This window comes from Ignicoccus sp., assembly GCF_056435145.1.
The window spans coordinates 1-18,545 of sequence record NZ_JBWNMZ010000023.1 but is presented as its reverse complement, the minus strand read 5'-3'; the positions used below and the strand labels follow the sequence as shown (position 1 = coordinate 18,545).

The 18,545-nt window shown below is 49.1% G+C and carries 20 protein-coding genes and 1 rRNA gene; 11 read left to right on the top strand and 10 right to left on the bottom strand.

Annotated features, from left to right (window positions below):
- Positions 1-9 precede the first annotated feature (9 nt).
- Positions 10-119 (bottom strand): 5S ribosomal RNA (gene rrf / locus AC1HCZ_RS07430).
- Between the two features lie 64 nt (positions 120-183).
- Here rrf and AC1HCZ_RS07425 point away from each other — a divergent pair.
- Complete coding sequence (locus AC1HCZ_RS07425; protein ID WP_479462908.1) at positions 184-585, top strand: hypothetical protein; 402 nt, start codon at positions 184-186, stop codon at positions 583-585.
- A complete protein-coding gene (locus AC1HCZ_RS07420) occupies positions 582-1,073 on the top strand; it encodes an ASCH domain-containing protein (RefSeq protein ID WP_479462907.1) in 492 nt (163 codons plus the stop codon). The genes AC1HCZ_RS07425 and AC1HCZ_RS07420 overlap by 4 nt, the downstream gene beginning before the upstream one ends.
- Here the strand turns inward: AC1HCZ_RS07420 and AC1HCZ_RS07415 are convergent.
- The 5 genes from AC1HCZ_RS07415 to AC1HCZ_RS07395 form a co-directional block, all read right to left on the bottom strand.
- Positions 1,070-2,281 (bottom strand): ATP-binding protein, encoded by a 1,212-nt coding sequence (locus tag AC1HCZ_RS07415; protein WP_479462906.1) that lies wholly within the window; start codon positions 2,279-2,281, stop codon positions 1,070-1,072. The genes AC1HCZ_RS07420 and AC1HCZ_RS07415 overlap by 4 nt on opposite strands.
- A gap of 142 nt (positions 2,282-2,423) precedes the next feature.
- Positions 2,424-3,083, bottom strand: coding sequence for a hypothetical protein (locus tag AC1HCZ_RS07410; protein ID WP_479462905.1), 660 nt, complete (start codon positions 3,081-3,083; stop codon positions 2,424-2,426).
- An 81-nt stretch (positions 3,084-3,164) separates the two neighbouring features.
- A complete protein-coding gene (locus AC1HCZ_RS07405; protein WP_479462904.1) occupies positions 3,165-5,105 on the bottom strand; it encodes an anaerobic ribonucleoside triphosphate reductase in 1,941 nt (646 codons plus the stop codon).
- Between the two features lie 162 nt (positions 5,106-5,267).
- Positions 5,268-5,627 carry a hypothetical protein gene (locus AC1HCZ_RS07400; RefSeq protein WP_479462903.1) on the bottom strand — a complete coding sequence of 120 codons (360 nt, stop codon included), beginning with the start codon at positions 5,625-5,627 and terminating at the stop codon, positions 5,268-5,270.
- A 5-nt stretch (positions 5,628-5,632) separates the two neighbouring features.
- Complete coding sequence (locus tag AC1HCZ_RS07395) at positions 5,633-7,447, bottom strand: ribosome biogenesis/translation initiation ATPase RLI (RefSeq protein ID WP_479462902.1); 1,815 nt, start codon at positions 7,445-7,447, stop codon at positions 5,633-5,635.
- A gap of 240 nt (positions 7,448-7,687) precedes the next feature.
- Between AC1HCZ_RS07395 and AC1HCZ_RS07390 the strand changes: the two genes are divergently transcribed.
- From AC1HCZ_RS07390 to AC1HCZ_RS07380, 3 genes are all read left to right on the top strand, one after another.
- Positions 7,688-7,855: a chromatin protein Cren7 gene (locus AC1HCZ_RS07390; protein ID WP_011998075.1), complete on the top strand. Its 168-nt coding sequence runs from the start codon at positions 7,688-7,690 to the stop codon at positions 7,853-7,855.
- Between the two features lie 72 nt (positions 7,856-7,927).
- Positions 7,928-9,172, top strand: coding sequence for an adenosylhomocysteinase (gene ahcY / locus AC1HCZ_RS07385; protein ID WP_479462901.1), 1,245 nt, complete (start codon positions 7,928-7,930; stop codon positions 9,170-9,172).
- Entirely contained in the window at positions 9,166-10,062 is an 897-nt protein-coding gene (locus AC1HCZ_RS07380; protein WP_479462900.1) for a PfkB family carbohydrate kinase, read from the top strand. The genes ahcY and AC1HCZ_RS07380 overlap by 7 nt, the downstream gene beginning before the upstream one ends.
- Before the next feature lie 353 nt (positions 10,063-10,415).
- On the opposite strand, the gene AC1HCZ_RS07375 is transcribed toward AC1HCZ_RS07380, so the two are convergent.
- Genes AC1HCZ_RS07375 through pyrB form a run of 3 tightly spaced genes read right to left on the bottom strand, consistent with a single transcriptional unit; the run spans position 10,416 to position 12,482 of the window.
- Positions 10,416-11,084 carry a hypothetical protein gene (locus AC1HCZ_RS07375; protein WP_479462899.1) on the bottom strand — a complete coding sequence of 223 codons (669 nt, stop codon included), beginning with the start codon at positions 11,082-11,084 and terminating at the stop codon, positions 10,416-10,418.
- Positions 11,085-11,089: 5 nt separating this feature from the next.
- Positions 11,090-11,563 carry an aspartate carbamoyltransferase regulatory subunit gene (gene pyrI, locus AC1HCZ_RS07370; RefSeq protein WP_479462898.1) on the bottom strand — a complete coding sequence of 158 codons (474 nt, stop codon included), beginning with the start codon at positions 11,561-11,563 and terminating at the stop codon, positions 11,090-11,092.
- A gap of 1 nt (position 11,564) precedes the next feature.
- Positions 11,565-12,482 (bottom strand): aspartate carbamoyltransferase, encoded by a 918-nt coding sequence (pyrB, locus tag AC1HCZ_RS07365; protein WP_479462897.1) that lies wholly within the window; start codon positions 12,480-12,482, stop codon positions 11,565-11,567.
- Between the two features lie 1,076 nt (positions 12,483-13,558).
- Between pyrB and AC1HCZ_RS07360 the strand changes: the two genes are divergently transcribed.
- Positions 13,559-14,623 (top strand): hypothetical protein, encoded by a 1,065-nt coding sequence (locus AC1HCZ_RS07360; RefSeq protein WP_479462896.1) that lies wholly within the window; start codon positions 13,559-13,561, stop codon positions 14,621-14,623.
- Here AC1HCZ_RS07360 and AC1HCZ_RS07355 read toward each other — a convergent pair.
- Complete coding sequence (locus tag AC1HCZ_RS07355; protein WP_479462895.1) at positions 14,572-14,994, bottom strand: PIN domain-containing protein; 423 nt, start codon at positions 14,992-14,994, stop codon at positions 14,572-14,574. The genes AC1HCZ_RS07360 and AC1HCZ_RS07355 overlap by 52 nt on opposite strands.
- A gap of 69 nt (positions 14,995-15,063) precedes the next feature.
- On the opposite strand from AC1HCZ_RS07355, the gene AC1HCZ_RS07350 reads away from it, so the two are divergent.
- From AC1HCZ_RS07350 to AC1HCZ_RS07330, 5 genes are all read left to right on the top strand, one after another.
- Complete coding sequence (locus AC1HCZ_RS07350) at positions 15,064-16,164, top strand: cytochrome c biogenesis protein (RefSeq protein WP_479462894.1); 1,101 nt, start codon at positions 15,064-15,066, stop codon at positions 16,162-16,164.
- A 70-nt stretch (positions 16,165-16,234) separates the two neighbouring features.
- A complete protein-coding gene (locus AC1HCZ_RS07345) occupies positions 16,235-16,630 on the top strand; it encodes a hypothetical protein (RefSeq protein ID WP_479462893.1) in 396 nt (131 codons plus the stop codon).
- Positions 16,606-17,391, top strand: a complete 786-nt coding sequence (locus tag AC1HCZ_RS07340) for a hypothetical protein (protein WP_479462892.1) — start codon at positions 16,606-16,608, stop codon at positions 17,389-17,391. The genes AC1HCZ_RS07345 and AC1HCZ_RS07340 overlap by 25 nt, the downstream gene beginning before the upstream one ends.
- 17 nt (positions 17,392-17,408) lie before the next feature.
- Positions 17,409-18,125 (top strand): triphosphoribosyl-dephospho-CoA synthase, encoded by a 717-nt coding sequence (locus tag AC1HCZ_RS07335; RefSeq protein WP_479462891.1) that lies wholly within the window; start codon positions 17,409-17,411, stop codon positions 18,123-18,125.
- Positions 18,122-18,545 (top strand): class I SAM-dependent rRNA methyltransferase (locus AC1HCZ_RS07330; RefSeq protein WP_479462890.1); only part of this gene is annotated, 424 nt, incomplete at its 3' end. The genes AC1HCZ_RS07335 and AC1HCZ_RS07330, both read left to right, overlap by 4 nt.

The window sequence follows — 18,545 nt, the reverse complement described above, 5'->3', positions numbered from 1 at the left end:
GGTCCCAGCACGGGGCGGCTGCGGCGCCTCTCGGACGCCACCGCCGGACCCCGCGCGACCGGCTTAACTTCCGGGTTCGAAATGGGTCCGGGTGTTGCCCGGTCGCTGTGGCCGGGCCGGGCCGTGGACGGGGCGGATAGAACTATTATTAAATTTTATGTTCCCCATAAACGTAGGGTCTTTGTGAGGTACTGTATAGTAATATCAGTTGGGTACGGCGTCGCGCTCTCAGCTCTGTGGGTCGCCCTCACCTTAGCTTGGGCGTTAACGAACATCAATGTTGTATACTTCTTACCGTACGGCATAGCTTTATCTCTATTTGTGAGCATGGTAGGTGCCTTGCTCAACTGCACGTTCGAGACGCTAGGGGGCTTTTTCGGGGCGAGCCCTCCTACCTCGGTGTTTGTGGGTTGGACATTTGTTATGTTCATATATTTTGTATTGACGAATCCGGCACCTGTGAGCTTGGAGGAATTTGCCGCCAAGGTCGTGGGGGCAGCTACCTTCGTGTCGAACACTATCCCGACTTCGGACTTATTTTATGAGCTAGGAAACTTTACGCTAACGGCGGTGGGACTGAGGTGATAGAAGCGCTAGACGACCCTGAAGCACCTGTCGTACTTCTGTCCATAAAACCCAGATATGCTCAAAGGATATTGAGCGGTATGAAGAAGTTCGAGTTAAGGACATGGATAGGCTTGAACCTTTACAGCGGTATGTTGGTTGTGATGTATGCTTCTGGCAACGTGAAGGCGATAGTTGGCGAATTCAGGGTCGGGAAGGTCTACAAAGGCAAGCCCGAGTTCGTGTGGGGACGTTTAATCGAAGAGGGCGGAGAAGAAAAGACCGGCGTAGGCGAGGAAGATTACCTCTACATAGCCAGAGCTAGGAGGGCTATGGCCTTAGAGGTATTGGAACCAAAGGTCTACAAACGGCCGCCCAAGCTGGAGGAAATAAGAACAATAATACCCGGCTGGCTTCCTCCCATGAGTCATACCTTATTGGGAGCTGGCGACCCCCTTTGGGAGATGATAATAAAGCCTGTCAGAGAAGCCTCGGGGCTAACCAACTAGACGTCGAATAACTCCTTACCTCCTATTTTCCTCTTTATCTCGTACAGCAATACTTTATTCCTTGATTTTAAGTAGTCTATAAACTCTTTCCTCTTTGTAGGTTCCATGAATCTCAACAACATTGCGACATACCTAGTCCCTCTTGGCTCCTCTATCAGACGTTTTACTACCTTAGACACGCGTGACTTCCAGTGAGGATGTGAGTAATGGGCTAGCGCTTGGAGCGAGAGGACAGCTTGGTCCTCGCTTAAGTGCAGCAGCAAGTCCGGCCTCTCTATTAGCTCTTCCACTGAGACGCCCTTCGAGAGCGCCCAGCTTACGAACGCGTGGGCGGCCTCTGGGCCGACGTAAGCGCTTACTAGAGTCATTAACTCTTTCCTTAATTCTTTTTTGTCGTTTCGCATCGCGTTGTAGAGTTCCGGGTACGCGTTATACAAGGCCACTGCTAAGCTGGACCAAGATCTCGGCGTAGGGTAAGGCTCTAGGAGCTCGCTCTCATCTGGCAACTTGATCAAGTATTCTCTAAAGGATTTAAGGAACGTGCAGACCTCCTTCGCCCATGAGCTCTCGTAACGCCTTTGCATATAGTTACACCACATCTCCACTGAGGGTTCCTTGACGTTGAAGACTGCCAGCCTGTTCAATAGCGGAAGTGGTAACGGTCTCGCTATGGAGCTGTATTCGGGAGGGTTGCCTAGAGCCACCACGGGCTTCTTGAAATAGTATAGGTTAACTTTCTCTGATAAGACTATATCGTATGCAGCGCTGAGCACGGTGTCGTCATTTATGTTAGTAAACTCATCCAAAATGACCAGTCCAGCCCTAGCTTTCCTCAGCACCTTTGCCCAGCGAGGGATTGCGTAGTCAAAGCTCTTGTCAATTTTATCTGGAAGGGGAAAACCACTCAAATCTTCGGGTTTGACCATGTCTAACCTAAACAACACCATAACGAAAGTCTTGTCATAGTCGTCGGGCTCGGCCGAGTTTTCGTATTCCCAGAACTTCAAGCCGACCTCTTCGGCAGAGCTTTTGGCGACTTCGATTACTGTTTCGCTTTTGCCTATTCCCGGAGGTCCTACGTACAAGTGGTTGGCTCCGCACGCGTGTTTTGACATCCTACATCTGAGGTAGTTTCTGACGATCTTACCCATGGTTTCTATATCTATACTTTGGGCGCTTCTAATTAAGGTCTCTCTCGGAATACTCACCATGGTCCGTGCACCCTTTTAGGTTGAAGGTTAAAGGTGTAAGGCGCCCGACGGGCTCTCCCCTCATTCGCCGCTCCTTTGCGGCGTGAGGGAGGCGGGCTCTGTGGAGTTCATCAAAAAAGGGTTATGAAACCTAATGCGCTCAGACCGTTCCTAGCAGAATGATTACCATTGCTATAGCTCTCGCTACTAGCGTGTAACTCAGAGCGACGTTGATGTGTGTCAGCTGGACGCCTAGTATTACTACCAAGCTGGCCATACCATAGATCCACAAGCCTATTGCGAAGAACAGCGCAGATCTATCGCGCGTCTCCAGGTACGCTTTAAAGATGTAATAGCCTATTATGAATGGTCCGAGTACTAGGAACAGCAGGTGTGGTATGTGGAAACTCCACCATTCGAACCTTAGTATGTATGTGAACGCTATTATTGAGCCCACGAAGAAGTAGATACCTGCACCAATTCCTAGCAATGCTAGTAGCTTCGTCTTTGGGTGGTCAATAGCTCTCAACATGGAGTAAAGGACCAATATCAAGCCAGCAGTCTTGAAAGGTACCCCCACGGGGTACGTGAACGGTAGGTGGAATACTCCCCTTGCGATGACCTTACAGAGGAGCTGTGCAAGCGCTAGCAGCAACACCCCTAGGCCGAAGAGCTTTAGCCAGTCGAGCCCTAACACCTTGGCTCGCCAGAACGCCAGTATTGCGACTATGAGTTCGGCCAGCCCTACTATGAGGCCCAATTGGAGCAGCGTGGTTGGGTTTAGTAGTGCTAGCGCGCCGATCCCCCCAGCTACGGGCATTCTTTTACCCAGAGGGCTGGAACTAAGAGAAAATATAAAAATATAATTTAAAGTGCAACGGGTCGACACCGATTATTGTCGTTACATGGGTCTGCCGTCTTCGAGGCTGTACGCAGCAATGGTGCCCTTGTTCAAGTGGTTATCATAGTGAGTCCTCATGCGGAACTCCCTCTGCCTGAACGGGTTCCAATTGCTCACCGGCCTGTAGTAACCTATTATCCTACTCCATATTTCGGTCTTAGCTCCGCACCTCGGACACCTGGTGTAGAGTCCTACGGTCTTGTGGCCGTTCTCGCACACGCTGATGGCCGGCGTGTAGCTCCAGTAAACTACTCCTGCGTCCATTATCTTCTGGGTTAACTTCGCGAGCGCCTCTGGGTCTGGTTGCTCTCCGAGGAATATGTGCATCATAACTCCGCCGGTGAACCTCTGCTGGACCTTACCTTCCCACTTTATCCTCTGCCAGAGAGTTATGCCGTGGTCATAGTAAGGCACGACGCTAGTAGAGTACATGTCGACTCCTTCCGGTACGTACTCCCTTACTTCTGGGTAGTACTTCATGTCGTTCAGGAACAGCTTCGCAGCGGCAGTCTCTCCGGGCACTTCTTCGACGTTAAATGGTTCACCCATTTCAATTGTTAGTCTGGAGGCTATGTCGGCCATGGTCTTTATCATCTTGTCCTCTAGTTCTACTGCCTTCTCTTTAGCGCCGACGTCCTCACTCGTCCACACGTCGGGGTCTCCCATCAATATTGCTGCAGCTTCCGGCATTCCTATCGCTCCTATCGTGTTGAAGTGGGTCCTCGTCCACTCGGGGCTGTATTCCCATACCATGCTATAGAAGCTCTTGTGCATCTTCATTAGCCTTAAGTAGTGGCTCCTCCACCAGCTCAACCACTTGGCGACCAACTCCACTCTCTCTTCTAGTATTTGGAAGAATGTCTCCACGTCTCCTCTGGCGTCCAAGGCTATTCTCGGCAAGTTGACAGTGATCACGCCAATGCTACCAGTTATGTCTGGTATAGCCCACATTCCGCCTAGTCTGCCCTTTGCTAATTTTTCGAGTTCTTCCTTCCTCTGATCTTCTATCTTCTTTAGCCTTAGGCTTCCCATGAACGCCTTGTTTACCTCGTCCTTCTTGACCACGTAACGGCAGCACATCGCGAACGCGGAGTCCGGGTCTATAACCTTGGTGTTGAGCCAGTAATAACTTCCCATTTTTGCTGCTGTCACGAAGATTGCGTCGAACAGCTCGGCGTCGTTGTAGAAGTCCTTGGCAGTCGGCATCAGTGTCGGTATGGGGAAAGTGAAGGGTTGTCTTAGCGAGTCTCCCCTCTGAAGTACCTTGCCTAATTGGATGAGCCACCTGCGCGCTTCGTCAAGGTAGTCCCCTAGGAGGTCGCCGGTTGAGGCCCCTCCTATGATGACCGGTTGGTCCAACATGTACTTACTCTCGGTGTACGTTATAGTGATGTTTGTGAACGGCGTCTGCATTCCGGGCCTCCACGGCAAGTTCAATTCATAATAGAGCGTTTGAATCCCTTGCCTTAATTCTTCGTCACTTAAGTGTTCCTTTGCTATGAACGGTGCAACCCACAGCTCGACGCTACCGAATGCTTGAGCTCCGGTCCAGTATTGCTGCATCATCGCCAAGAAGTTGGCGGCGTGTGCCATTGCGACTTGGTAATGCCTCGCCGGGCCCGCAACTATGGTCGGAGTCTTCAAGCCTTTTTTCAACACCCTCGAATAGTCGTTTCCGTTGCAGTAGGGGAGGAAGACGCTCTGGGGGAGTTTGTGTACATAGACTATTCCCTCCTTGTGGGCGCTTATCATGTCTTTGGGCATGACGTTCTCTACGACGTGCTCCCAGAGATACCTCTCGGCGGCCTCCAGTAGGAGTTTGTTGGGACCTTGGTATTCGTTGGAGTTGACGCTTCTACCCATCATTTCCTCGAGCACGTTCTTTGGTTTTTTGGCATTGGTGAACCCAAGCGCGGTCAGATGATCTCCTACCCTAGCCATCCGCGTCGCCGGTTATTGTTAGGTTGGTTGGTGCGAATTAATAAATAGCGTATGTTACCGGAATAATATTCGGGATTAAAGACTGCGGTAGTACGTCTCACTCCGCTTCGAAGTAGGGTTAAGAATACTGAAACTCACGTGGGACCCCTCCGCGCCTTAAGCTTATTCTAAACTCCTTTCGAACTTCTTGGTTTCTCTTATATGAGAAATTATCTCGTCTGGAGGTATATCAACCTTTCCCTTCAAGGTTAACTTCAGTAGGTCCTCTAACATTTCCCGTTCGTCGAAGATGCCTACCAACTTGTAGAATTCTCGGAGCAGCGCCACGTCTCCTGTGGGCTCTAGTTCGGAGAGCTCCAGCAACTTTCTCCGGAGCCTTCCGAGCTCGTGTAATATCTCCCTTATTCTTTGGTTTAGTTCGAAGTCTGCGGGTACTTCCTCTAAATCCTTGATTATCTTCTTCAGCTCTTCTAGCAATTCACTCTGTCTCTCAGAAGCCTCTACGTATTCGTCTACACCCATGGCCGTTACTCCCTCGAAGGTAGAGTGTAATAATACTCACCCATGGACTTTTGCATCCTGTCTAAGCGACTTCCTTCCTTGTTGACTCTGGGCCTTCCCGTCTCGGGATCCCTTCTGAACGTTATTCCGAGCTCTCTCAAGAACTCGTTCATGCCTTTTCTCAGCGTAGTCGGCGGCTCTGCTACGCCGTGCTTGCCCGGCTCGCCTTTAAATACCATTACTCTATCTGTTATCAGATCTATCATCACTAAGTCGTGGTCAACAACGAATGCCGCCGCGCCAGAGCCCTCTACTATGTGCCTTATCGCGTCACCCACTGCGAGCCTCTCTTCGACGTCTAAGAAGGCAGAAGGTTCGTCTAGTAGGTATAGGTCTGCTTCGGTGCCCAAGGTAACGGCAACTGCGAGCTTTTGGAGCTCTCCGCCAGACAAATGTCTGATTTCTTTCTCCAACAGTTTGTTGAGACCGAGCCTCTTTACTACCTCGACGTAGTACCAGCTGGACGTGTCCAAGAAATCGCTTCTAACCTTACTGAGAACGTCCTTTACTGTTTCTGCCTTTCCAAACATTTCGTGCGTTACATACTGGGGTTTGTACGCGAGCCTCAACTGGGGCAATACGAAGTCGGTGTTGTCCGGTTTGAGTACCCCAGCTATTAGCTTGATGAAAGTCGATTTGCCTATTCCATTAGGTCCTAGGATACCTATTATCTCCCCTCTGTGTATCTCGCCGGGGTTTACCTCCAAGGTGAAGACGCCCAACCTCTTCGTCATGAACGGCCACTCCAAGTACACCTCTGTCGGGACAGCCTTCTCCCTGAGCTCTGGGTTTACGAAAGTTATGGGTTTGTCCCTTATCCTCATGTTTTCGCTAGGTAGGAACCCTCGTATGTAGTGATTTATTCCCACCCTTGTCCCGTAGGGTTGGGACACTATCCCATAAACTCCCGGAACGCCGTAAACTATGTGAACCAAGTCCGACAAATAATCCAAAATGGCCAAATCATGTTCAATTATTAACACGTACCTGTTATCTGGAATGAACTTTTTAATGGATCTGGCCATGTTGATCCTCTCCCTTACGTCCAAATATGCGGCAGGCTCGTCAAATGCATAGAGGTCTGCGTCTTTGCTCAAGGCCGCGGCTATTAGGAACCTTTGAAGTTCTCCGCCCGAAAGCTTTCTTACATCTCTTTCCCAAAGGTGGGAGATGTTCAGCGCTTGGGCGACTTCCTTCGCGATGCCTCGTTCGTCTACGCGTGAGAGCAGTTGGCCTACAGATCCCTTCAAGAGTCTTGCGGCCTCTGCTACGTACTGCAACTTGTAGGATACCCTTATCTTTCCGTTGGCTAAATCCTTCAAATAGTTAAATAATTCGGTACCTTTGAACTTTCTCATAACTTCGTCCCAAGACGCTTTCTCTTTGCCTAAGTTAGGTTTCAAGAGGCCACTTAAAATCTTCAAGGAGGTAGATTTACCGGCACCGTTTCTCCCTATGATACCGGTAATTTGGCCTCTTTTGGGTACGGGCAAGCCGTAAAGCGCGAAGCCGTTCTTGCCGTACCGGTGGACTAGTCTTTCTTCTACTTCCTCCGGCAGGTTTTCTATATGAATAGCTTGGAATGGACATTTCTTAATGCAAATCCCACACCCCGTACACACGAGCTCGTGGATTACTGGCTTTCCGTCCTCCCCGAGCTCTATCGCTTTGTTTCTTCCAGTCTTATTGATGGGACAGAACCTTATGCACTCGTAATTACATTTGTTAGGCTTGCACAACTCCTTGTCTATTACAGCTACTCTGGGCACTGTTCTCTCCAAACTCAGGCGATACGAAGGAGTATTTTTAAAGTTGGGTGGTGAAGGCCGTGGGACGCAACTCGTGTATGTTATGGAAAATACTAGCATTGCTTAACATTTGGAGCTTAGGATTTTTTAGACTTACAACCTAAGGAATCTTAAAGATTCATGTAATGTGAGTTTAAAGGTCTCAAGAAATAATTTATAAGCACGGCGAGCCAGAAGGAATAGCGGGAAAGAGAAGAGGGGAGGTGAGAGGAAATGCCCAAGTGCCCTAAATGCGGCGCTGAAGTTAAGGAACCCATCAAGACGTGGGTGCTAGCACCTAAGGGAAGGAAAGGAGTGATAATAGGCCTATTCAGGTGTCCTAACGGCCACTACTTCAGGGCAAAGGTCGGCGAGGCTCCTCCGAAGAAGGAGGCCGCTTGAGGGTTTGTCGCCATCTTTGCACACAACCCTTTTTTCACCTTCAAACATACTGCCCAATCAGGGTTCTGAAGCATGGGTTTCAAAGTCAAGGATGTGAGTCTGGCTGACCAAGGAAAGTTAAAGATAGAATGGGCAGAGAACCACATGCCGGTGGTAGTAGGCCTTCGAAAACTTTGTACTGAAAAGAAGGTGTTCGAAGGCAAGAGAATATCCGCGGTACTCCACGTAACCAAAGAGACCGCCGCTCTCGTTAGGTCTCTTAAGTTCTGTGGTGCTGACGTCTATCTAGCCGGCAGCAACCCCCTAAGCACACAAGACGACGTGGCAGCAGCCCTTGCACACGAGGGTATAAACGTCTACGCTTGGAAGGGAGAGACTGAGGAAGAGTACTGGTGGGCTATCAGAAAAGTGATAGAGGAGGGAAACCCAGACTTAGTTATAGACGACGGTGGCGATCTTCACGCTACTATACATAAGGATTATCCAAATGTTGCAGAAGAAATAATTGGGGGGACTGAAGAGACTACGACTGGCGTAATAAGGCTAAGAGCAATGGAAAAAGAAGGCGTCCTCAAATATCCGGTCATTGCTGTAAATGACGCATTCACGAAGTTCCTCTTTGATAATAGGTATGGTACGGGACAAAGCACTATAGACGGCATACTGAGAGCGACCAACATTCTGTTAGCGGGAAAGGTGGCCGTGGTTGCGGGTTACGGGTGGGTAGGAAGAGGGATAGCTATGAGGCTTAGGGGGATGGGAGCCCGCGTAGTAGTAACTGAAGTGAACCCCCTACGGGCACTCGAAGCCGTACACGACGGGTTCGACGTCTTGAGGATGGACGACGCTGCCAGAATAGGCGACTTGTTCGTCACCGCCACCGGTAACATTCACGTAATCCGAAAGGAACACATACTGAAAATGAAAGATGGTGCCATCCTCGCAAACGCAGGTCATTTCAACGTAGAAATAGACGTGAAAGCGTTGGAAGAAATAGCGATTTCCAAGAGGAGGATAAGACCCTACGTCGATGAATATAAGCTTCCCGACGGCCGGCGCGTCTACTTGTTGGCAGAGGGTCGATTAGTAAACTTGGTTGCTGCGGAGGGTCATCCCAGCGAAGTCATGGACATGAGCTTCGCCAACCAGTTCCTCTCCCTTAAGTACTTGTTGGACAACGCCGGTAAGCTGGCAAATAAGGTATACAAGGTCCCTGTCGAGATCGATGAGGAGGTAGCAAGGCGTAAGCTGGATGCAATGGGTATTAAAATAGATAGCTTAACGGAAGAACAAATGAGGTACCTCAGCTCATGGTGAGAATAGTCGTAATTGGAAATGTTAACATAGACATTATTGCCTTTTTGGACGACCTTCCCTCGATAGACGAGGGAAGAGAGGCTAAAGACTGGCGAGTGCTTCCGGGAGGATCTGGAGCTAACTTCTCAGTGGCGGCCCGGAGCTTGGGTGCCGACGTGGAGCTCTACGCAGCCTTAGGAACGGGTACTTTCTCCAAAAAAGTAGTAGAAGAGTTGGAAAGGGTGGGCGTTAAAATCTTCGGACCGCTGAGGGAGGGAGAACAGTCAATAATATTCATCGCTTCTACACCAAAAGGAAAAGTGATGTATTCCTTAAAGGGGGTATCACACTTACTGAAACCAAGGGACTTACCCGATAAGTTCGACGCGGACCTCGTTCATGTAGCCACGAAACCGCCATCGTTTGTCGAAAAGTACGTCTCGGTTGAGAGACTCAGTTATTCTCCCGGAACTTATGTGTTTGAAGAAACTGCATCTGTCAAGCGAGTAGTCGAGGATGTGGACTTTCTTTTCGTGAATAAGTCGGAAGCTGAGAGACTAGGGCTCTATCCCGAACCAGAGGTCCTTCCAAGAGAGGTCTTAGTGATCACGCTGGGCGAGGAGGGCAGCCTAGTGTATTCTAGAAAAGGAGAAGTCTATTACGTCGGGAGCCTAGACGTAGAAAGGGTAATAGACACTACTGGCGCCGGCGACGTGTATGCGGCAGCGTTCTTAGTTACCTATTTGAGCGAGGGGGACTTAATCAAAGCCGCCAAGGTCGCCAGCGTTGCGGGGGCGTTCGCGGTAACCGTACCAGGAGGACAACTGGTGTTGGACGTTCAAAGCTTATACTCAGCTATACCTAAAGTAAGCGTGAGGGAGATGAAGAAGAGTCCGACCCCTGAAGGGTGAGGAGAAGGGGCTGCTGGCCGATCCTCTAAAAACTTGAGCTTGTGTTCATTCGAGGGTAGCAACGAGATGAACGGTCCGTTTCCGCCGACTCCAGACAACTTGGTAAAAGCTATAGTGTTTGGCGCGCTCGTGGGAGCGATCATCGCCGTGGTCGTTGACTATAAGTTGAGAAGGGAGTGATCAGGGGGCGAGCTCTCCTCACCTTTCGGCCGATGGCGTATACATCATCTCGATAGTTTGTTCAAGTGTTGTGGATGAGTTCAGATTGATAATCCCTCTTCTCACTTGCTAGCTTGAGTGCCTCGGGTCTTACGCCCACTGTAGTGGGTGGATGGGCCCGAGGTCTCCCGGCCTCAGCTCAACCTTAACCACGGTTCCTTGCAAAGGAGTTTACCCTCTATAATACACGAGCCGCATATACCTATACCACACTTCACTATCCTTTCGGTACTGTAGTACCCTCTCAGCCCTATTTCTTTTGCCAGTTCCTTGAGTGACGATATCATGGAAGGCGGTCCGCACGCGTAGACGTCTTTTCTCTGGTAGTTAACCCTAAGGAGGTCCAAGACCGTGCCCCTGAACCCCGAGCTCCCGTCTTCTGTCGCTACTTCGTCTATTTCGTCTATCTTCGGAACGTTCTTCGCGCTCTTAGCGCCGAAGAACAGCTTACCTCCCCAAAGTTGCTTCATGTAGAGTAAGGGAGCCACGCCTACTCCTCCTCCTACGAAAAGGGGTTTCCCGGAGGGAACGGGGGCTTGGCGGCCCAGAGGGCCCATGAGGCCTACTTTGTGGGCCGTGTAGAGGGCGGCCGTAGTGCTCCCTCTGACTTCTACGATGAAACGCAACACTCCCTTGCGATACCCCGCTACAGAGAGGGGGATAGCCTCATGACCGGGTACCCATACCATGAAGAAGGTCCCCGGCGGAGGAGCTCCCTCCTCCTCGTCATAGCTCACGAAAGCCTCATACATTCCTTTTGCGATCTTGCGGGTTCTTAAGACTTCTTTAGCCTTAAAGTTCAATATAATCACCTCAAGTTCATATAGTTGGAAACCTCTTTTTCTCCTACTATCTCTCCGCAATAGTAACACTTCAGTTTGAGTGGCCTTTTCGAGACGACTAAGAACTTCGACCTTATGGGTTCCTTCTTGGAACGTGAAATACACGAGCTATTGGGGCATACCAATATACCCTCGACAACGTCCGGTAATTTGACTCCTCTCTTCTCCACTACCTTTCCGTTTCTTATTATGTTAACCGTTGCTGTAGGCGCTATTAGGGCTAGCGCCTTGGTCTGCTCGTCACTCAAATATATATTTTCTATTTTAACTATGTCCTTCCGTCCGCCTAACTTTCTTGAGTAGACGTTCATTGCTATCAGTACCATGAAGCCCTCGCTGCCGTCTATTCCGAGGAGTTTCAGAACCTTTAGAGCCCTCCCGGGTGGAAGGTGATCTATTACCGTGCCATTATTTATTTTACTTACCTTTAGCTCCTTCACCTCAGACCACCCCTGCGCTCCACGCAAGGACAGCCATTCTAACTGGCACCGAGGCGACGACCTGATCGAAGTAGGCGGCGTGCGGGGTAGCGTCTATTTTCACGTCCAATTCGTCTACGCGCGGCAGTGGATGTAGGACGATCAAGTCTTCTTTCCCCCTTTTTATTAGGTCTAGAGTTATTCTGTAACTGCCCTTAACCTTCTCGTACTCTGATGGGTCGGGGAACCTTTCCTTCTGTATTCTGGTCACATATATTACATCGACGTTCGGTACGACGTCCTCTAACCTCTCTACTTCAAAAACGTTAAGGCCCATAGATCTTAGCTCCTCTAAGAACTTAGTTGAGGGTTTGAGAACTTCGGGAGCAACCAAGTAGACAGATCTTGGTTTAAATTTAGCTAGCGCCATCAAAAAGCTCCTCGCGGTCCTGGCGTACCGGAGGTCTCCTACCACGGCGTATCGAAGGCCCTCGAGCTCGCCTTTCTTCTTCTTGATTACGTATAAATCTATAAGTGATTGGGTCGGGTGCTGGTTCTTCCCGTCTCCGGCGTTGATTACTGGGTTAACAGCAATTTCGCTTGCGTACCTAGCAGAGCCGTCTAAGCTGTGCCTAATTACTATAATGTCACTGATCTTGTCCAACACTTTTATAGTATCGTATAAACTCTCGCCCTTGACGAAAGAACTGGCTTCCTCTCCAACTATAGTGAGCGTGAAAGCACACAACCTTTTAGCGCTCTCTTCGAAAGAGAGTCTCGTCCTAGTTGAAGGTTCTGTGAAAAGTAAGGAAACGGTTTTGTTTTCTAAGACGCACCACTTAGACTTATGAAGTTTTTTATACTCAATATCTTTTGCAAGCTCAATTATTTTGAGTATGTCTTCTTTACTCAAGTCTAAGATGTCTACAACGTCTGGCAACTAATGCCCGAGGATATCTTGGGATTGGAGGTAGAAAAACACGATTTTTCGTCAAGCTTTCAAAGACCCTTCTGGTATCCACAAAGGAACTGATGGAAGTGATGAAGTGGTTGATAGCATATCTACTAATATCACTGTTTACCCAGCACCATTACGATATTATGGTCTTCTACTACTCTGTTTTGTTAATGCTAATGGGTATTAGTCCTTATGACGTAAGCCCGAACGCCCCGTGGATCTATTCAAATCCAGTAACTTATCCGCAGTGGTACGCCTATCCCCCTTTTGGGTTGGTAGCCCTCTCGTTACCCTCTCTAGTACTTCGCAAATTGGGGTTATTAAACACAATATCATTCAGAATAGTACTTAAACTTATATTGCTGGCATCAGCTATCTGGATATCAAAGCGTCTGGACGAGGTACGAAGGGGAGACGGACTTAAGTTCATTAAGAATCCGTTGGTGTTCTTCGTTACAGCAGTACACGGGATGATTGACGTACTGGCTGCCGCCCTGCTGTTAGAAGCTATATACAGGTTAAAGAAAAAGGATCGTCATTGGTGGCTCTTCCTAGCATTAGCCGCGACGACCAAGCAGACGACGTGGATACTTCTGCCGGCTTTAATTGGTTTGGCTCTGAGACTGAAATTATACAAAGACGTCATTAAAGCCCTTGTGCTGAGTTTATTGATAATACTCCCCTTCATTTCCCAAGGTTTCATCAACAATGTTTTAATATTTCATGAGAACAGGCCTCCGGCATCCCTCGGATACGCGGGAATCCCCTTGATTACAGTTGCCGGCGATCTGGCTACATTCCACATAGCCAACCTGGTCGCTCCATGTTTCGGCAAGCCTTCGCCTAAGAGTGGTTGGGGATCCTCGGCTCTCATGTTATTTTTCATCATAACCTTGGTTTACTCTTTTATGATTTCGTATAAAGGAAGTTTTGCGAGATCGTTGGTAATATCGTCACTGGCTTTCATCCTTTTCAGTAAGGTCGTTAGCCCTCAAAACTTGTTGGTCCCTTTGGTAGTTTTTATGACATTGGGAGTTCCTTCGAGCCTTACGTACTTAATGGGGTTATTGGCGACTCTTGTCGACGCCTTTTTGGGTACAGCTTATTCAATAGTCGGCTATCTGGGAGAAGATATTCTAAACAAGCTAGGGATTAGCATAGTTACTTTATATCGATCCAACCTATGGCTCTCTAACTTGTCCGGTTTCGTAGGGCTCTTTGCACTAATATCTTATCATTTTATTATAGTAACAATACTGTTTCACGTATTGAAGGATAGGATAGGCATAAGGAAGTTTGTGGCGCTCTATGTAGTTTACATAATCTTAGTTCTGAATAGTGTGACTATTGAGAGCGGTGCTCAAGAACTTGCGGGGGCGCTGAATGTCACCAAAAATGCGCGCGGAGCGGTCATCTGGATCTGGCTAAACCCTTTCAACGGCTTAAAGAGTGGGGACTACATACATTTAGACGAAGCGACTGCTTACTGGGAGTATACATACCCCCTTGCGCTCAAAACCGTGAAGTGGATAAAGGAGCACGGTTTCGGCTACGTAGTCATCCCATTTACTGTAGATCGGTACAAGCTATACGAGTACGTTCCTTGGCTCTTCGCGCTTGCGACGGAGAGGATACCTTTTGCTTGGTTGGTTGTGGTGAGTAACGACGTTAAGGAATACTTGAGCGGCCACGCCAGCGCCCCGCCCACATCAAATATCACCGAGTTACTGGAAGATGCATTCAAGGCCACTCCGTACTATTTAAATATGAAAATACTAGAAGCATCCAAGAAATTAAGCATCATATTAGAAAAATCAAACGCATCTAGGGTGGTAAAAGTAATCTGGGAGAAGATGAGGTGCCCGATAAGCTACTTGAGGAGCGGAAACGGCCTACCGATAATATTTCTGATAAACAAGGCTCGTCCAGCAAAGGTTCCTTTCAACGGAACTAGGTATATAGTCATGTATCCTAAGGACCTTACCTTTATCAACGATTACTATGAGGGTAAGGTGGTCTATGGAACACCGATCACGCCACCGAATAAGGTCACGTTAGAGGAGTGGCTGTCTCAATATGCAAAGAAGTCTTCGCTATATAGTCTTCTCTGCGCTTCGCGGTAGTATATAGTTGGCACCTTCCTCAGCAGTCTCCTCCGGAGGCCCATATCGGCCGTAGCTACTGCTAAGCCGTATTTCAAAGCTATCGATACTATGTCGTCGTCTGTCTTCTTTTCTATGCTAATGTTTATTATAGGACACCGCTTTAGGACCAGGGGGAGGACCAACCTCGCCGCTTTTCCCCTTTTGTTTCGTTCGGTTGAGATCTTTTCCAGTTCCCGCAAGACCGAGCGCGTGAGTACACATATGCCTCCCATTTCTTCTATCTGCGCCAAAACGTCTATACCTTCAGCTATGAGCAAGAGTATCGAAGTATCGACTATTACTAACCTTCTTTTGAGACGTTCGAGCTCGTGGATGTCAAGTACCTTCATGATCCGCCCGATGCCTAACTTAACAAGGTAAAAACTCCATCTATTTCTGAGAGCTACGGGTCCTCAGCAGTGAAGGCGCTTGCATACTTATTAATGCTTTTAATGGTAATAGACGGTATCATTAGTTCCTACATAGCCCTAAAGGCGCCGTATCCCGCGTCAGTGCCCCTGGGCAGCCCCATGGCTTATAGAAACATCTACCTCCACGTACCCATCGCGTGGGCTACGTACGTCCTCTTCATTATAGCTTTCATACTGTCGATACTGTACCTAGTCACTGGGGACAAAAAGTACGATAAGTATGAGGCACTATTTATATATACGGCACTAGTGTATGCCTTCATGGTCTTAGTAACGGGAAGCGCGTGGGCACAAGAGTCGTGGGGTAGCTTTTGGAACTGGGACCCGAGGGAGACCGGCGTACTAGTTCTCTTTATAGCGTACCTAGTTTACGTGGCTATAAGGAAGAGCGTTCAAGACCCGGACCGCCGGGCTACGATATCTGCTGTGTACTCGATCGCGGCGTTTGCAACAGTTCCAATAAGCTTTATAATGCCTTACGTGATGGAGGGTTCGCTCCATCCGACGTTACAAGCTACTAAAGGCTTTATCACGCAACCCCAAGTGTCAAAATTCTTCTTCACTAAAGTGCTGCTAACAGTAGTCGAGGCAGTACTCATACCAATAGTCGTAGGGGCTGGATACACAAAGGAGTTCTTTAGGGCGGCGCTGGTAACAGCAGTTATACTGTTCGTAGGTGCGGTGCTCGCGTACCCGTGGGGAGTGACGGGGAGAGTGGTCGAAGCAAGACTTCAGCACGGCTCTGGCGAGTTGACTGCTGCGTACAAAGGAGAAAGGATAAATATAAAGGGTAAGTTATTACTTCTTGTGCATAACGAGAAAGGTGAGATGAAGGTCGTAGTGGAGGACACTAAAGGATTACCCAAGCCAGAGTTCGTAAGCGTACCCGGTTTTGCGAGAGGGAGCAACCTAACTGTGAAGTACGGGGGACGAGAATTGTGGCCTACGATACTTGGCCACCTGGTTCGCGTCGAGGACAGAAAGGTTACTGTGCTGAATCCGTTCTGCATCTCATTGACGCTCTTCGTCTACGCCTTGGGTTTCTTAATCTTGGCTTATGTGTTACCTCGAGAAACCATCTATTATTAGTAGATATTTGGACTTAATCCCGGAAACGTCCGGATTTGTGAAGAAAAGTGCCGACAGAGCGTGATAGGCGATGGTATGCCCACACGCCAAGGTAAAGAGCATTTTCAGAAAGAAAGTGATTTGCAGCATATTGGAAAAGGAGGTCAACCACAAGAAGTATCCATGCTTGAGTGACGAGTACCAAGATTGTCCTATCTATAGAGAATATATGGAAAAGACCAAGAAAGAGGGAGCTAAGTTGATACTTCCTACAATCAAAGAGGTCGAGAGCGATGAACCCTTAGAGAGGATGGTTAATGAGGAAGTTATTAAGGCAAAAAAGTTCTACGACCCTAAGAAAGGAGAGAGGCCTCCTACTTGTTACGATTGTTTGTACTTCTCACCTACTACGAGATACTGCTTATTTTTGAGGAAGAAGATTTCTAACCCTGAGGAGCCAGAATGCAACCGCTCGAAGGCTTCTTAGTGAGGTATCGCGACACTGTCTGGTTAGCTAAGGGAGTGGACGTTTGCTCGGACAGTGTGATAGCTTACCCTCGTTACGACATCAAAGGAAGAAAGTTGAAGAAGGAAGTCGTCAATCATCTAGTCTCAAACTTCTTGGAACTCACTGACTGTGCGCCCAGCCCCGCTCCACTGCTTCCGCTAAGCGAGGTAGAATTAATAGACCCTCTCTATCTTGTTAACGCTGACCCGGTCGCCAAGGAGTTCGCTTCTTTGTTCCCGTGCGAGGTCGGGCTGACGGGCTCTCGCGCCTTGGGAAGCGGAAAAGGGGATGTGGACTTAGTAGCTTACGATGAAAGTTGCTTCAAGGACATTGTAGAGCTATTGAGAGAACTCAAGGCCAAGGGCGAAGCGGATCCTTATGAGGGTAAGTGGGACGCCCTCGGTCCTAGGGCCAAGCGTAAGCGAAAGAGGTACTCCGCCCTAGAGGGAGTTTGGAAAGGAACGCCCTACTCTGTAAGGCTCGTCAAGGGTCCGAGGTCGCCTCGAAGGCCCGTGCCTTTAGGACGCGTCGTCGTACGTGGCACAGTCGTTCGGTCGGACCCCTACACGCCGACTCAAATAGTGTTGCACGACGGAACGGTAGCGGAGAGCTTACGCCTTCAACACGCGGAGGTTCCAACGGGATACGAGGTTGTTATCGAAGGAATCCTAGAGGTAAGGGTGGACGGGGTGAGAGTATCCTTACCTCCGGGAGGAAGGTTAGAGATACTTGCTCCCTAATACCCTTAGCAGTAGCTTTGGAGGCTGGAATATGTAAACCTGGGAACGTCTGTCCGGAGAGGTCTAGTAGTTTCTCGTATCCAGACTTGTTGGTTGATGCGTTCGAGTTACAAAGGAGTTGCCGGCTTTCCCAAAAGGGTGCCCCTCTCGGTCTGGTGTACCTAGAGGCCTTGAGGAGCCAACGGAGTACGCTTACGGGCTACGCTATACTGACAGTACCTTTAATGAAACATTTACAAGAAGGCCTGGACGCCGTCAGATACGCTTTGGACGACCTCAAGGCGAGCAAGGTTTATGACGCTCAGCTCTTCTTGAAGGCCCTCTCTGAGGCTGGGCTAAGTCACTACAAGAAGGTAGAAGGTTTTGTCAACGCTGATGAATGGCAAAACTATAACGACGACCTCTGGGGCCTCTTCGTTTACCTATCTAGGTATGATGATCTGTTTAGAGAAATAGTTCGGGGATATCCTTTGCGTTCAGAAGGAGCGCTCACGCTCATCCTGGAGGGCTACTCCAAGCACACCATTGAAAAGCTACAACGCTTTGTGCTTTCCAACATTATAGATAGCTTAGTGGCTCGTAAGCACGGCTACAGGGTTGCCTTGGAGCTTAGGGCGGCAGCCCGAGAAGGCTACCACGATTGGTACATAGAAAAGAAGAGAATAAACCCGGGAACTGCAGCTGACATAATAGCTGTTTCGATACTCCTCGCACTGGCTGAGGAAGTGACATGAAGGTAGAAGTGGCGCCGGAAGCGATAAGGAAGGCCAAGCTGGTCGGGCCAGTAATATACCAAAAGCACGTAAAGGGGAAGGCTGAGGTAGGCGAACTTGTCGAAGTCGAGGGCGAAGGGGGAAAGCTCTGTGCCCTTTGGGATGAGACAGGCCCCGTTAGGCTCAGGGTGCTCTTTTGGCACGAGTGCCCGGGGTCGGTCGAGGACGCCGTTCGGGAGGCTTTGGTGAGGGCTTATAGAACTAGGGAGGCGAACGGTTCGGCCTTCTGGGAGGCATATAGGCTCGTCAACAGCGACGGCGACTCGTTCCCCGGCCTAATAGTAGACGTCTACAAGGACTTGGCCGTCCTCCAGTCCTCCTCCCTCGCTGTAGACAAACACATAATGACGATAGCAAGGATAGTGAAGGAGGTGACCGGCG